This is a genomic window from Chryseobacterium sp. ZHDP1 (genome assembly GCF_018603435.1).
Classification (GTDB): Bacteria; Bacteroidota; Bacteroidia; order Flavobacteriales; family Weeksellaceae; genus Chryseobacterium; species Chryseobacterium indicum.
The window spans coordinates 1,806,259-1,821,459 of sequence record NZ_CP075682.1 but is presented as its reverse complement, the minus strand read 5'-3'; the positions used below and the strand labels follow the sequence as shown (position 1 = coordinate 1,821,459).

The 15,201-nt window shown below is 36.4% G+C and carries 11 protein-coding genes; 3 read left to right on the top strand and 8 right to left on the bottom strand.

Going from position 1 to position 15,201, the window contains the following annotated elements; genetic code table 11:
• Nucleotides 1–143 precede the first annotated feature (143 nt).
• Nucleotides 144–2,966 carry a GH92 family glycosyl hydrolase gene (locus tag KKI44_RS08300; protein WP_214590585.1) on the bottom strand — a complete coding sequence of 941 codons (2,823 nt, stop codon included), beginning with the start codon at nt 2,964–2,966 and terminating at the stop codon, nt 144–146.
• Nucleotides 2,967–3,226: 260 nt separating this feature from the next.
• Between KKI44_RS08300 and KKI44_RS08295 the strand changes: the two genes are divergently transcribed.
• From KKI44_RS08295 to KKI44_RS08285, 3 genes are all read left to right on the top strand, one after another.
• Nucleotides 3,227–4,333: an Mrp/NBP35 family ATP-binding protein gene (locus KKI44_RS08295; RefSeq protein WP_214590584.1), complete on the top strand. Its 1,107-nt coding sequence runs from the start codon at nt 3,227–3,229 to the stop codon at nt 4,331–4,333.
• 45 nt (nt 4,334–4,378) lie between these two features.
• Complete coding sequence (locus tag KKI44_RS08290; RefSeq protein WP_214590583.1) at nt 4,379–4,627, top strand: NifU family protein; 249 nt, start codon at nt 4,379–4,381, stop codon at nt 4,625–4,627.
• Between the two features lie 652 nt (nt 4,628–5,279).
• A complete protein-coding gene (locus KKI44_RS08285; protein ID WP_214590582.1) occupies nt 5,280–5,894 on the top strand; it encodes a response regulator transcription factor in 615 nt (204 codons plus the stop codon).
• 111 nt (nt 5,895–6,005) lie between these two features.
• Here the strand turns inward: KKI44_RS08285 and KKI44_RS08280 are convergent, their stop codons facing one another.
• The 7 genes from KKI44_RS08280 to ppk1 all read right to left on the bottom strand — a co-directional run bounded on the left by KKI44_RS08280 (nt 6,006) and on the right by ppk1 (nt 14,785).
• The gene (locus tag KKI44_RS08280) at nt 6,006–6,488 is read right to left on the bottom strand and encodes a hypothetical protein (RefSeq protein WP_214590581.1); all 483 of its coding nucleotides are present in this window, start codon (nt 6,486–6,488) and stop codon (nt 6,006–6,008) included.
• A gap of 130 nt (nt 6,489–6,618) precedes the next feature.
• A complete protein-coding gene (locus KKI44_RS08275) occupies nt 6,619–7,449 on the bottom strand; it encodes an SIR2 family NAD-dependent protein deacylase (protein WP_214590580.1) in 831 nt (276 codons plus the stop codon).
• Nucleotides 7,450–7,539: 90 nt separating this feature from the next.
• The gene (locus tag KKI44_RS08270; RefSeq protein WP_214590579.1) at nt 7,540–10,581 is read right to left on the bottom strand and encodes a choice-of-anchor I family protein; all 3,042 of its coding nucleotides are present in this window, start codon (nt 10,579–10,581) and stop codon (nt 7,540–7,542) included.
• A 192-nt stretch (nt 10,582–10,773) separates the two neighbouring features.
• Entirely contained in the window at nt 10,774–10,926 is a 153-nt protein-coding gene (locus KKI44_RS08265; protein WP_157967229.1) for a hypothetical protein, read from the bottom strand.
• Nucleotides 10,923–11,576: an NAD-dependent epimerase/dehydratase family protein gene (locus KKI44_RS08260; RefSeq protein WP_214590578.1), complete on the bottom strand. Its 654-nt coding sequence runs from the start codon at nt 11,574–11,576 to the stop codon at nt 10,923–10,925. The genes KKI44_RS08265 and KKI44_RS08260 overlap by 4 nt, the downstream gene beginning before the upstream one ends.
• A 255-nt stretch (nt 11,577–11,831) precedes the next feature.
• Complete coding sequence (locus tag KKI44_RS08255) at nt 11,832–12,716, bottom strand: exopolyphosphatase (RefSeq protein WP_214590577.1); 885 nt, start codon at nt 12,714–12,716, stop codon at nt 11,832–11,834.
• A complete protein-coding gene (gene ppk1, locus KKI44_RS08250; RefSeq protein ID WP_214590576.1) occupies nt 12,713–14,785 on the bottom strand; it encodes a polyphosphate kinase 1 in 2,073 nt (690 codons plus the stop codon). Before ppk1 ends, KKI44_RS08255 begins: the two co-directional genes overlap by 4 nt.
• Nucleotides 14,786–15,201 lie beyond the last annotated feature (416 nt).

The following is a 15,201-nucleotide window of genomic DNA, read 5'->3' as shown; positions in this document are numbered from 1 at the left end:
GCAAAAATAAAAAAGGCTGTCTTTGATTCTAAGACAGCCTTTTTTTCAGAAACAGTTTAACTTTTTTATGATACTTCTGATTTTGAATCATAAAAACATAATATTCATTTCAGGATTATGCTTTCAGAGAATTTTATGAATAATTATTTCACAGAAATCTCATCCACAAAAATATAAGCATCACCGCCCGCTCCCTGATGCCACTCCGGAAGTTTCCCGAAATGGTAGGCTTTTACTTTTACGTAGCGAGCCTGTGTAGGAAGAACCTCCGTTGAAAAATCCTTTACCTGAACGGTTTCATCTTTCGGATCCAGAGTATTTTCAACTGTTTTTAGCAAAATAAAATCTTTTCCGTTGTTGGAAACATAATATTCCACTTTTTTAGGCATCAAAATCCATGCGCGGCTGTCCTGAAGATAGGTTGAAGATAACTGAGTGAATTGTTGAGGTGATTTCATGTCGATAATCGCTTCAAAAGTCTGTCCCTGATAACCCAGCCATTCTCCTTTTCTCCAGTTGGTATCACCGTTGATTCCGTCGATTAAAGATAATTTTCCGCTTGCTGTGTATTGTGGGGTAGGAGTGGAATTTACCGTAATGTCCCAGTTATTCGGTCTTCTGTTGAAATTGGCTCTTACAATTGAACTTTTTTCACCATTTCTTTCCGCGTAAGCCGCAACCTGAGTGGTTTTAGTAATGGTGAAAGGACCTTTATAGGCGGTAAACATTTTTCTTACGTTCGCATCACCTTCATCCAGTGTCATATAGTAAATTTTGTCATCAGGATTTAGCGCTGTGATCTCAACTTTTGTATTTAAATCAAAAATTCTTGCAGCAGAAATAACAGGAGATGCCGTTAATTCATCATATTTAAAATCTTTAAACGATTTTGCATTTTCAAAACCAAGTTTTTTAAGCTCTTCTCTGTTTGTATTGGGAGTAATCGTTCTTGTTGTTCCGTCTTCAAGATGAATTTTAACCTCATCAAAATAAGGCTTCGTTGTCTGCCATTCCGGTAAACCGGGAGTTACAGAGTAAATTCCCATAGCACTCAGAATATACCATGCGCTCATCTGTCCGCAGTCTTCATTTCCGATCAGACCGTCCGGTGTGTTTTTATAATAATTATCAAGGATGAATTTAATTTTTGCATCTGTTTTCTCAGGTTTTCCTACGTAATTATAAAGATATGCGATGTGGTGGCTCGGTTCATTTCCCTGTGCATATTGTCCGATTAATCCGGTAATATCCACCTGTTCTCTTCCTGTTGTTTTGTCCGGTGCAGAAAAAATACCATCAATAAATTGTTCAAATTTCTCTTTTCCGCCATGTGCCGCGATCAGTCCCGGAATATCCTGCTGAACAGAGTAGGAATAATGCCACGAATTTCCTTCGGTATAATTGTTATTAACTTCTCTCGGCTCAAAAGGTTCATGCCAGTTTCCGTTTTTTCTCGGCTGCATAAACCCATTCTTTGGATTGTACAGATTTTTCCAATTCTGAGAACGTTTCATGAAATACTGATGGTCTTCTTTCTTGCCTAAAATTTTAGCCATTTGAGCGATACACCAGTCGTCGTAAGCATATTCTACGGTTTTAGAAACACTTTCATGCTCATCATCAATGCTGATGAAATTGTTCTGTTTGTAAGCATTTAACCCAAAAATATCTAGCATAGCAGAGTTTTTAGAAGCCTGAAATGCCTTTTCATAATCAAAACCTGTAATTCCTTTTGCCATCGCATCGGCAATAACGGAAACTGCGTGGTAACCGATCATGCATTCCGTTTCGTTGGAAGCCAGTTCCCAAACCGGAAGTTTTCCGCCCTGTTCATATTGTTTAATAAAGGTATTGATGAAATCTGCCGTTCTTTTTCTGTCGGTTAAAGTCATCAAAGGATGCGCTCCGCGAAAAGTATCCCAAAGCGAAAAAACCGAATAATAATCGAATCCGTTTGCCATGTAGAATTTGTTGTCACGACCTCTGTATTTTCCGTCAACATCCATATAGATGTTCGGTTGTGTGAACACGTGATACATTGCTGTGTAGAAAACTGCAAGTTTATTTTTGTCGGAAGATTTAACCTCGATTTTAGATAATTCTTTATTCCAGTCTGCAACAGCATTTTTTTGAATGTCATCAAAATTATCAGACTTCCCTTCAGCCAGCATATTTTTTGCCGCTCCTTCGTACCCTGTAGGTGAAATCGCCACTTTTACAAGAATTTTTTCGCCTTTTTTGACCTTTGTAGAAAATGCTATTTGAATTTCATCACCTTTTGTAACTTTCTCAGGTATAGAAACCCCTCTTTCGCTAGGCTTTACAACATGATCTTTAGATCTAAACATCGGTTTTGAAAACTCAATTCTTGCATAAATGTATTGGTTCGTTGCCCAAGCTTCACTTCTGCGGAAAACTTCAATCGTTTTATCATCAATGATTTTTACTTCACCTTCCAGCAGTTTATCTCTGTGATTCAGATCTAAAATAATATTCGCATTTCCTGCATTGTTGAAGGTATATTCATGGTAACCGACTCTTTTAGTCGTGGTTAAACGAACATCAATATTGTTTTTTTCTAATTTAACGGAATAAAATCCTGCGGTTGCTTTTTCGTTTTTATGAGAAAATCTGGATGAATATTCTTTAGGTGTTAAACCGGGGTTTCCCATCGTTGGCATCAGCATAATGTCTCCGTAATCTGAAACTCCGGTTCCATTTAAGTGCGTGTGTGAAAATCCATAGATCACTGAGTCGGAATAATGATAGCCGCTGCAGCCATCCCAGCTTCCGTCGATTCTGGTGTCAGGAGAAAGCTGTACCATTCCGAACGGAACAATAGCTCCGGGAAAGGTGTGACCATGACCGCCGGTTCCTATAAACGGATTCACATACTGCGAATAGTTCTGGGCTTTGATACATAGGGAAGTGAGAAAAAAAAGTAAGATGAATTTTTTAGAGTTCATTGGTTTGGTGATGTAATTTTTACTTGATATAGATTTCAACAAATCTAACAAAATTTCATTAATAATGAGGAAATACACATTGCGCCGAATTAATAAGGACTTATGAAACCGTTTTTATGATTAAATGAAGGGAAATAATTTATTTTTAATAAGCTTGTTTCTGCTAAATCTTTTTTCCTCAAAAGAAAATATCTATCAGTCTCTTTACTTATTCTAAATAGCTAAAAATTACGTAAATTTGTAAACAATTTATTTAGTTTATGTTGACGAAAGAAAAGGTACAGGGTTTCCTTAAAGAGATAGAAGTTGATGATTTGGTGAATAATCTTCAGATAATGGGCAATGATGTCTATATTGACATGACGGCTCATTCTCCCGCAATGCACGAAAAGAAAAAGCTTGAAGCAGCAATGAAGCAGGCTTTCGCAAGCGAGTTTGGCGAAGATATTAATCTGAAATTAAAGATCGTTTCTCCGGAGCCGAGCGAAATTCAGCAAAGCCAGATCAAAGGAAAGCAAATTCCGGGAATTCAGAATATTATTGCCATTGCTTCCGGAAAAGGAGGAGTTGGTAAATCTACAGTTTCTGCAAATATGGCAGTAACTTTAGCAAAAATGGGCTTCAAAGTAGGATTGTTAGATGCAGATATTTACGGTCCTTCAGTTCCTACCATGTTTGATACGGAAGGTGAAAAACCAATTTCTGTAGAAGTGGACGGAAGAAATCTGATGAAGCCTATTGAAAATTATGGCGTAAAAATGCTTTCGATAGGATATTTTTCAGGAGCTAATCAGGCAGTAGTCTGGAGAGGTCCGATGGCTTCAAAAGCATTGAACCAGATGATCCGCGATGCAGCTTGGGGAGAACTGGATTTCCTGCTTATTGATCTTCCTCCGGGAACGGGAGATATTCATTTATCCATCATTCAGGAGGTTCCTGTGACGGGAGCAGTAATTGTAAGTACACCACAACACGTTGCTCTGGCAGATGTAAGAAAAGGTATTGCAATGTTCCAGATGGAAAGCATCAACATTCCGGTTCTTGGATTAATCGAGAATATGGCATACTTTACACCGGAAGAATTGCCGGACAACAAATATTATATCTTCGGACAGCAGGGAGCGCAATATCTTGCAGATGATCTTGGGATTCCTGTTTTAGGGGAAATTCCTTTAATCCAGAGCATCAGAGAAGCTGGAGATGTCGGAAGACCGGCAGCTTTACAGGAAGGTTCTAAAATTACTAAAATCTATACGGAAACTGCCCGAAAAATGGTAGAGAGCCTTGTGGAAAGAAACAAATATCTTCCGCCAACAGAAGCGGTAAAGATTACAACCATGGCTGGCTGCTCGCCAAAAGCAAAATAATGATTTTTTAAAATCTGAAAAAAACAGAACTGAACTGAAAAAAATATGGAAACAAATATAACGCACGAAGATACTGTAACAAGAGTTTTGGAAGCTCTGGAAAGCATCCGTCCGTTTCTGAATAAGGACGGTGGTGATATCGAGCTTATCGATGTGAAAGACAGTCTGGTTTACGTAAAACTTTTAGGAAACTGTTCCGGATGTTCTTTAAATTTTTCAACCTTAAAATTAGGCGTGGAAAATACCATTAAGCAATATGCTCCGGAAATAGAGAGAGTAATAAATGTAGAGTAGAAGAATAAAAATAAATATTTTATAAGACAGATCGTTTAAGGTCTGTCTTTTTTTATCCTTAGCTTACTGTAACAGATTTTCTATTTATTTTAAAATAGATCTTAAAGTTTCTGACGAGAATGGTGGCAGAAGCGGATAGAATTTAAATTGCTTACCAGGTCGATTGCCATTTTTTGATTAGAAGATATCCCTGAATCTGGAATTTATCAAAAAAAATATGATCAGCATGAAATAGAGAAATTATCTATATATTACTTTCAGACAGGTCTTTAAACCTGATATTGCTGTTTTTTAAGAAAAATTTAAAGAATATTATGAAATTTTTTATAGTAATAATTCTAAGTGTTCATGAATATTTTATGTGCTATTTTTGTACAGAATTGTTTACAATGCGATATGGGGATGTATGCTTGTAATATACTTTTATTCTTATGTTTTAGATGTTTCATATTTTTTTAGCAGTTGGTGTAAAAAAGTGGAAATAATATGTTCTGAAGAATTTCAGGATAATACAGTATATTGAATGTTCGTAAATCTCTTTAATCAGGTAAAATATAACAAAAAAATAATATTGGTCTGTAACTTGTATTGAAACTGTAAAAATTGAATGGAAAGCAATTTTCCGAAAAGGGAAATTATTAAAACTAACACTATGAAAAATATACTCATTGCTGACGGTCATTATGTTGTAAGAATGGGAACTTCGCTCATTTTAGAAACGAAACTTGAATATCAGTGTACTATAGATTTCGCAGGAACTTATCTTGAAGCAAAAGAAAAAGTTTCTGAAAAGATATATGATCTTTTAATTATTGATATTGATATTCCGCAGAGTATTTTCAAAGCAATGGTAAAGGAACTGAAAAAGAAACAGAAACAATTAAGGATTCTTATCTTTTCCAATTACGATGAAAATGTAGGAATTCAGTACATAGAAGAAGGAGCGGCGGGATATCTTAATAAAGGCGCCACAGAAGAAGAAATCTTAGCAAGCGTGAAGGCAATATTCGAAGAGGGATATTATTACACGGTAGATATGATGAAGAAACTCGTTATGCAGTCTACGGATATTCATTCTGTGGAGCGGCTTTCAAAAAGGGAATTTCAGATTTTTAAACTTCTCGCAGAAGGCAACGGAAATATAGAAATTTCGAATAGTCTGAATCTCAAAATGTCGACGATCAGTACCTATAAGAAGAAAATTTTTGAAAAACTACAGGTTAAAAATGTAGTAGATCTCGTAAGAATCTATGACGATATGCATTAAAAAGCAGTCGCGGCGAAAGAATTTTGCCGCGATTTTTATTTTACAGTGACTTGAATTTCGAATTCCTAAAATAGATGCAGAATACTTTCGAAGTTTGATTTCAGCAGTTTCTTACTTATTTTCTCTGTTTGCAAGCCCTTTTATAGCTTCATGCCTTATCTGATGGTCTTTAGAAAAACAATTTTTATACAAGACACTTCTGATTTCTTCATCGTCATATTCGATTTGTGTTCCAAGACCAAAAGTAGCCCAGTCTTTCACTCTAAGACTCCTGTCCTGTGCCAGTTTTATCATCATTTTAACTGCTTTATAATTCTCAACTCCCAGCAAAGAGAAAGTAAGTGCATACCTTATCTCTTTAGATTCTGAGTTTTGAAATTTTTCTAAAGTTTTAAAATGTTTTGTTTTTAAATGTTGGTTGTTGTGACCAATGGCAAAAAGGCATGTACAAATAAGATTTTCATCAGATGTTGTTCTTAAAATTTCAAAGATTTTATCAAAAAGAGGCTCAACAAAGTTTCCACGTTTATTTCCTGATTGGCATAGAATATCAATCCCGATTTGTTTAAATTTTGCATCATCAGAATCTATCATTTCAAAATATTCCGAAATCATTTCATCATTTACATATGTTCTTAATTTTGAAATATGATTCCAGTAATAACTTTTATATTTGGCTTTGAAAGCTTTTTTGATTAAAAAATTAATATCCGGATTATCCATGTTAAATTTCAGATAAATTTTCAATAATCTCTTTAATCACCTTTAAAACTTCAGTAGACTTTTCCCGGATGATCAGCTTATTTTTTTTATTTACAATCAGTTCCGTGAAATGGTTGTCTTCTGTATTGATGTCAACAATGAAGGCTCCGTATTTCAATGCGGTTTCAGCAATGGCAAGCGGAAGATTTGTTGCTCCGGAAGTTCCGATAATGAAAAGCACTCCGCTGTTTTTTGCCACTTTCAGAGAACTGAATTTCTTATTGGTTTTTTCATCATAATATTCATCAAACCACAAAATATTCGGACGCATCCAGTGTCCGCAATACGAGCAGGTAAGCAATTCAATATCTTTTGCTGTAAGATCTTCATCGATGTCTTTGCCTTTAATTTCTTCCGGAAGATTCAAAATTTCCTTACATCCGTTCGAACATTTAATTTCACGGTTATTTCCATGAATTTCATAAATTCGTTGATTTCCTGCGCGCCTGTGAAGATTGTCTATATTTTGTGTGATCAGATGAAACCGGTCCTGCAGCATTTTTTCAATTTCAGCTAAATGAAAATGGCTTTCATTGGGTTCTGCACTATCAAACATTTTTTTCCTGAAAAGAGAAAATTGAAGAACTTCTTCAGGATGTTGCTTAAAATATTTCAGCGTTCCGAATTCTTCCGGCTTATGAAACCGTGTTCCTTTTACCCAGATTCCGTCTGTTCCGCGATAGGTAGGAATTCCGCTGTCGGATGAAATTCCTGCTCCCGTTAAAAAAGTGAAAAGATTTCGTTTTTCTTTATGGTAAACCTGACGGATGATTTCTTCTAATTGCGTTTTCATGGTATTTCAAAGTTTAAAACTACTGAATTTCTTTAAAACAAAAAAGCCCCGAAATTCGAGGCTCATTTAATCAACTAAATAATATATAATCTACTTTACAATAACTCTTTTCAGATGTCCTTCGGAAGTTTTTATAAGATAAACTCCTGTGGAAAGCATCGAAGTGTCGATTGTTAAAGCATTTTTTTCTTTTCCAATCTGTTTTCCGGACATATCATACAATTCATAGTCCTGTGCTCGGTTGAAATACAGAATATTTCCTTTTGTTACCGGATTCGGGAATACATTGAAGGTTGCTTTTTCAGATTTAACCTCTCCGGTTGCCAAAGTAGGAGCATTAGCAATTTCATACATCGATAATGTACCGCTGATTTCATTGGCAACAATTACATATCCTTTTCCGGTCGTTGTATTTTCTGGGGCAATGTAGATAAGTCCTTCCGGTCCGTTATCGCCTCCGTATGCAGAAGTCATTCTTGAATGCTTGTAATCTGTAAAAGCAGGATTGTTAGGATCTGTAATATTATAAACCATTACTCCGCCGGTTCTTTCCAGTGTAATGAAGGCGTACGTTTGTCCGTTAATATTTCCTAAAGCAACTCCTTCCGGTTCAGGACCTTTTGCACGGCTTCTGCTTTTAACAGTATTGGATTCATTATCTGCATTAAAGATCAATGGATGATTGGCTGCTATATATCTCTCAAAACGGTCTCCGCTGTCGTAAACGATCTGCTTCGTATCTGCATTGAAGATCGAGAATGAACGCGCTCCCAAAGCTGCAATTTCCTCGAAATCTGTATCTCCGTCTGTATTTCCTGTCGCATTGGAAACTCTGAACCTTCCTAAATTATAAGAAGCCTTTAAAACAGAAGATTGTGGAAAAATAGCCGGATCTAAAGTATAATCATTCGCGCCTACTGTGGTTCTTTCACTGAATCCTGCAAGATCTTTTTCATCTCCTTCATTGGCAGTTACAATATAATTGGTTCCTCCAACTTTATAATTCTGTACTCCATCCGGAAGAAAATAAGCTTTCACAGGCCAGTTGGCAATTAAAATCTCTCCGTTGTTATCGGAAGCATCAAAGCCGTTTCCGGGAATGCTCATGTCTTTTTTACCCAATCCCCAAATTCCTGTAATGGTTTTTGTGGCTAAATTAACTTCAGCCACTGCATTGTTTTCCTGAAGTGTAACCCATGCTTTCTGACTGTCTGAGCTAATTGTAATGTATTCAGGTTCTAAATCCTGAGAAAGCGTATTGTTTGTTCTTACTTTTCTCAAACCGGTTGCAGCTAATGCAGAAACCTGAGCATCAAAAGCATTAAAATTAAGCGTCGTAACATTGCTTTGCGTAAGATTGGAAATTCCGCCCGAAATATCAATAATGCTGATTGTTCCTTCCGGATCTACGGTATAAGAATCGTTCGGTTCGCCTTCATTGGCGGTCATTACTTTTGTTCCGTCCGGTGAAAAAGTAATCATATCCGGTAAAGCTCCTACGGTAACCTGCTTCAGGAAATTTCCGTTGATATCAAAGAAAACTACAGAACCGTTCAGCTGCGGATTGGTGTTTGGAGAAGCCGCAGCAATAATTCCGTTTTTTACGGCAATGCTTGTAATTCCGCCGTAAGGAGCCATATTAATGGTATTAACAACGGTTGGCGAAGTAGGATTGCTGAAATTAATAATATCAAAAACATCGGTGATAGAGCTGATGGTAAATAATCTCTGTGTGGCAGGATCATGAACCACAATTTCCGTAGAACTGGTATTGGTTCCCGAAGGATCAAAACTTCCGATATAATTTAAAGAAATCTGATGAGTTGGAACCGGAGCGGGTTTGTCATTATCAACAATATAAACTGTTGCATTGCTGTCTCCGGAAATGGTTGCTCCGACCGGATTTTCAAGGCTTACTACAAAATATTCAGCCTGCTGTTCTTCCAGCGAATCATCGATGATCGGGATGTTTACGGTATAACTCGCTGTGGAAGGAGTAAGATTAATCGTCTGATTCGTTAGTGTAAAGTCGCTGCTGTTTGCCGTGCTGAAAGGAGCGGGTTTCACCACTAAATTCACAGAGGAATTTGACGGATTTGTAACATTTATTTTAAATGCCAAAGTTCCTGCATTTTCACTGACTTTAATAAAGTTTTTATCCAACGAAATTGAGGTTCCTGCGGTGGTAAAAGTGGTGGAAGTAACTGCCGTCACTGCATTATCACTGGTATCTTCTACCATGTTAGGTTTTAAAGCCAGATAATACGTTTGGTTGGGGATTAAAGCTACAGTCGGGATCACTGTAATTTTATTGCTGGAAAACGTAGTTGTAAAGGGAACCTGAGAACCTGAAGCATTTCCAAGGCGGAAATCGACAAGCATTTGTGCATTAGAATCGTTGATCGCGGAATTGTCTGTTAACCTTACACTTTCATTAAAAGAAATCGTAGGATTTACAGTCGTTAGAGCATTATTTGTGTTGTTTGAGGGAAGATAAGTTACCGTGGGTGGAGTAGTGTCGGCAGCATTAATGAGGGTTGCATCTACGGTAAAATTATCGAAACGGTTGTTACCCACAGTTCCTCCGGAACCTTGTGAGAATTCAACTTTAAGTTTAAAATTAGGATTGTTGGCTGCTCCTGAGATTGTCGAAAAATCTAAAGTAATGAGTTGAGGATTGGCATCTAAAGGAGAAACCGTCTGAAAAGTAACGAAATTTGTTCCGTCCACAGAATATTTCCACGTCTGCGTTCCTGCTCCGGAACCGGATCTTCTTGTCGTAAATTTCACGACAACATTATTGTATCCTGTTGTTGGCAAATTGAACTGAAGATTTCCGTTGATCGGGAAATTATAGCGTAAATGCGTTCCTGAAACATCTCCGTTTCTCGCATTGAAATTGTCGATATTGAAATTCTGTCCTGTTCCGTTGGCGAAATCTACATCAGTAGTTCCGTTGATTACGGCTGTCATCGAACCTCCCACCAAAGTGGAAGTCGGGGTAGTGATGGAAGCTGCCGAAGCATTGTTGTTGAAGTTCCAGTAATGGATAAGAGAGGTCTGCCCGAAAACCGCTCCCTGAAGAAAGAATGCGGCGACAACAGAACTTTTTAACAGGTAGTTGTTAATCATTTTTTACTTACATTAAATTTATGCAAAAATGAAGGTTCTACTTTGCAAAGATTTTAAGCAAATTTTAAAAAATGATTAATAAATAACAGGTAAGAATAAATTTAAGTTAATAATAAAAAATAATAGCCATGAAATACAGAAATCGATTTCAGTTGAAACGATTTTAGAACGGATAATTTCCCAAAAATATTTTTATTTTGAGACCTGACCGGAAAAACGCAGATTTTTACCCGTGAATTTATTTCCTTCCATGGGATGCTTCTGCATATAAAAAAATCCTGAAATTGCCGTCAGAACCAATAAAATAAAAGCTACCAGAAAAATTCTTTTTAACATTTCCTTCATATCGCCAGATTTTTAATGTCCTTAATTTCTAATGTTGAAGTCGGATATCCTTTTAGTACAGCATTGATCATTGCAATACCCACTTCTTGTAAAGTTAATGATTTTGATGGTAATAAGACAGGAAAAATCCAAATTAAAGGTTTAAAAAACCATTTTACATTTTCCTGACCTTCAACGGGTTTCATGAATCCCGGTCGAAAATTATATGCTGCCCGGAATCCAAGCTTTCTGAGTGCATTTTCTGTTCTGCCTTTTACTCTCGCCCACATTATTTTCCCGCTTTCCGTTTTGTCGGTATGCGCTCCGGAAACATAGTTGAACACCATATCCGGATTCTGATGAAGTACTGCTTTGGCAAAATGCAGCGTCGTATCATACGTAATTTTGGTATATTCTTCCTCGCTCATTCCTACACTGCTGATTCCTGCACAGAAAAAGACGGCATCATATCCTTTCAAGTTTTCATCATTCAGATCTATTTTGAGAAAATCTGAAACAATATATTCTTTTAATTTGGCGTGTTTTTTGCCCGATGGTTTTCGGCTTACACTGAGAATTTCAGAAATGTTCGGATTCTCTAGACATTCCATTAAAACGCCTTCACCCACCATTCCTGTTGCTCCCGTGAGAATTATTTTTATTGAATTCATTTCTTTACTGTTATTACTGTTGTTGACGTTTTCAGGAATATTTTTACTTTATGTGGTATCAAAAATTATACAATTTTTTTTAGTTTTTTGGAATTTGGGGATTATTTAACCTAATTGATAAGGGTTTGAGGGTTTCGGCGGCTGCGAAGCAGCCGCCGAAACCTCCAAATCAAGCAAAAAACTTTTGAAACCATAAATAAAAAAGCCGATCAGTTCAATCTGGTCGGCTTTTAAATTTTCTATACTATAATATATTTACTTCTTATCCTTCAATTTGCTGTAAATATTGTGGATTAAACCATCTGCAACAGAAATTTTAGGTACAAAAATCCTGTTGATTTCCGACCATGACATCACATTGTTGAAGATCTGTAACGCGTGAACCAGAACGTCGGCTCTGTCTTCGCGAAGATTATATTTTGTCATTCTTTCATCAACGGTAAGATCATCAAACTCTTTATACACTTTTTTAAGATGAGAAAGAGACATCGGTTTGCCGTCTTTCGTTTTGCTCATGGAAAAAACTTTGTTGATGTTTCCTCCTGATCCGATGGCAACAATCGGTTTTTTGCTGTTGATATTTTTTCGGATTTCTTCCTTCATATCTTTCCAGTTGTCGGGCGTTACCAGATTGTTCAGCAAACGGATGGTTCCGATATTAAAAGACTTTTCGTACTTCATTTTTCCGTTTTCGTAGAAAGTAAGCTCTGTAGAACCTCCACCGACATCAATATACAAATAGGCAAATTCTTTATCAAGTCCTTCTGCAACATGATTTTCAAAAACCAGAGTTGCTTCTTCGTCTCCGGAAATTATTTCAATATTAATTCCTGAAGTTCTTTTCACCTCTTCAATAATTTTCTTTCCGTTGGCTGCGTCACGCATGGCACTCGTAGCACAGGCTCTGTAATGTTCTACCTTATAGATTTTCATCAGATCGCTGAAAATCTTCATTGAGTCGATTACCATTTTTTCTCTTTCCTCTCCGATCTTTCCTAAGCTAAAGACATCCATTCCCAGTCTCAGAGGAATTCTCAAAAGATTCAGCTTAATAAATTCGGGCTGTTTATTGTTTATTTTTACTTCATTAATCAAAAGTCGGGCGGCATTACTTCCTATATCTATGGCTGCGATCTTCATTTCTTATTCGTTTTGGCTTTTAAATATCGATAGGTTTCAATCTGAGAACGGCACTCTTCCTTATCGTTATCAATATATTCGTTGCTCAGTTTTTTGTCTAAAATACGTGCTTTTACATTATCTTTCAACTGTATGTCGAGAATATCTTTCAGTTCTTTCTTCAGATTTTTATCCGTAATCTTTGCGGCAGCTTCAATTCTGTAATCTAAATTTCTCGTCATCCAGTCTGCGGAAGAAATATACATATCTTCGGCTCCTTTATTGTAAAAATACATTACTCTTGCATGTTCCAGATATTCGTCTACGATACTGATTGCTTTTATTTTTTCTTTAAAATCTTTCTGATTCACAGCACAGTAAATTCCTCTTACAATCATTCTGATGACAACTCCGGCTTGTGCTGCTTCATATAGCTTTTCAATCAGGGAACGGTCACTTACCGAATTGGCTTTAACGATCATTTCTGCATGCCTTCCCGCTTTGGCTTCTTCAATTTCCTTATCAATATGATGTAGAATCTTTTCACGCATGAACTGCGGGCAGACAAGTAAACTCTTACAGGTTTTAAGAATAGGCAGATAATCTTCCTTCGGCTTTTTCAAAACATTAAAAACCTTATTAATGTCTGCCATAATTCCGCGGTCTGCGGTCATTAGCAGATGATCTCCATAAATTCTGGCGGTTTTTTCATTGAAATTTCCGGTACTTACAAAACCGTACTGGATGGTTTTGTTGTGAGACCTTTTCTTTATGACGCATAATTTGGCATGAACTTTCTTATTCGGAAGACCTATCAATACCGTGATTCCTTCCGGTTCCAGCATTTCCTTCCATTCAAGGTTCGATTCTTCATCAAATCTTGCCTGAAGCTCAAGCATTACCGTTACTTCTTTACCGTTTCTTGCCGCATAAATTAAAGCATTGATGATTTTCGAACTGCTCGCTAAACGATAGGCTGTGATCTGAATCGACTTTACATCGGGATCCATTGCTGCTTCACGAAGAAGATCAATTACAGGATTGTATTTGTGATAAGGGAAGGTGAGAAGAACATCGTGTTTCAGAATAACATCCGTTACTCTTTCCGTGTTTTCAAAAGCAGGATGGGTAAAAGAAGTTCTTTCAACAGGCTTTTCATACCTCTCAAAAACATCCGGAAAATCCATGAAATGTTTAAAATTATGAATTTTTCCTCCGGGAATAATGCTGTCTTTTTTCGTCAGGTTTAATTTTCGGATCAGCATCTCAAGAAGAGCCTTGTCCATATCTTTATCGAAAACAAAACGCGTAGGTTTTCCTTTTCTTCTGTTTTTTAAACCTTTTTCAATTTTTTCGGCGAAATTGGTACGGATGTCATTATCAAGTTCCAGTTCGGCATCTTTGGTTACTTTAAAAGCATTGGCCGCAAATTCATCATATCCGAAATAGGAGAAAATATGAGGCAGGTTAAAAGTAATCACATCTTCCAGAAGCATTACATTTTTATCTTCCACATCTTCGGAAGGAAGCAGAACAAATCTTCCTACGAATCTTGAAGGGATTTCAATAATGGCATAATTGCTGGAATACTGCCAGTCTTTTTTCCGCATCGCTACACCCAGATAAAGACTTTTGTCCCGCATGTAAGGCATAGGTGTATTTTCATGAAGCAGAATAGGAATAACATTGGATTCTACCACTTCATCAAAATATTTTCTTACAAACTCTTTCTGATTGGAAGATAAATTTTTGGCTGTTTTAATATAAACATGATGTTCAGCCATTTCCGCCTGAATTTTTTTCCAGGTTTTATCAAAATTCTGCTGCTGTCGCATCACAATATCATTGATCTTCTGGAGAATTTTGGAAGGCGGCTGATAAAAAGATTCTGCAATAACTTTTTCTTTGAAATCCATGGCGCGCTTTAAACCTGCAACCCGCACACGGAAAAATTCGTCTAAATTGTTGGAGAAAATTCCTAAAAAACGGATTCTTAAATGTAAAGGGACTTTTTCGTCCATGGCTTCCTGTAAAACCCTCTCGTTGAAGGCAAGCCAGGTAATATCTCTCGGATTGAAATGTAATGACATTCTCTAGTGTATAATTTATCAAAAATAATAATTCGTGGTATCTCTGAAAACCTTTTTGCGTTAAGCTTTAATTAAATTTTTGGAGCGAAAAAGATTCTGAACCGGATGATTTTTGTAATCCATTAAAGTTATTAAAAACTATCTGGAAAATTATAATTCTGACTGATATTTTTATTTTAAAGTCGTAAAGTGACAAAATTGATACGGTTTAACAAGTATTAAAAGGTTTTGTGACAAAAATTCAAATCATATAAAAAGTAAAGTTTAGGTTTATTCTAAACTGTATTTCTAAAATTTTCAAGCTGAAAAATAAAATTATTTTTTCCTGTTTCAGATTGTTTCTGTCAATTTGTCACAAAATTTTGAATGGTATAAATATTGAGAAATACTGAATGTAAATTAAAAATTAAAATTAG

Bases quoted from the DNA above. Each gene is read 5' to 3' on its own strand.
- KKI44_RS08300 (WP_214590585.1), bottom strand. From the start codon at position 2,966: ATGAACTCTAAAAAATTCATCTTACTTTTTTTTCTCACTTCCCTATGT.
- KKI44_RS08295 (WP_214590584.1), top strand. From the start codon at position 3,227: ATGTTGACGAAAGAAAAGGTACAGGGTTTCCTTAAAGAGATAGAAGTT.
- KKI44_RS08290 (WP_214590583.1), top strand. From the start codon at position 4,379: ATGGAAACAAATATAACGCACGAAGATACTGTAACAAGAGTTTTGGAA.
- KKI44_RS08285 (WP_214590582.1), top strand. From the start codon at position 5,280: ATGAAAAATATACTCATTGCTGACGGTCATTATGTTGTAAGAATGGGA.
- KKI44_RS08280 (WP_214590581.1), bottom strand. From the start codon at position 6,488: ATGATAGATTCTGATGATGCAAAATTTAAACAAATCGGGATTGATATT.
- KKI44_RS08275 (WP_214590580.1), bottom strand. From the start codon at position 7,449: ATGAAAACGCAATTAGAAGAAATCATCCGTCAGGTTTACCATAAAGAA.
- KKI44_RS08270 (WP_214590579.1), bottom strand. From the start codon at position 10,581: ATGATTAACAACTACCTGTTAAAAAGTTCTGTTGTCGCCGCATTCTTT.
- KKI44_RS08265 (WP_157967229.1), bottom strand. From the start codon at position 10,926: ATGAAGGAAATGTTAAAAAGAATTTTTCTGGTAGCTTTTATTTTATTG.
- KKI44_RS08260 (WP_214590578.1), bottom strand. From the start codon at position 11,576: ATGAATTCAATAAAAATAATTCTCACGGGAGCAACAGGAATGGTGGGT.
- KKI44_RS08255 (WP_214590577.1), bottom strand. From the start codon at position 12,716: ATGAAGATCGCAGCCATAGATATAGGAAGTAATGCCGCCCGACTTTTG.
- ppk1 (WP_214590576.1), bottom strand. From the start codon at position 14,785: ATGTCATTACATTTCAATCCGAGAGATATTACCTGGCTTGCCTTCAAC.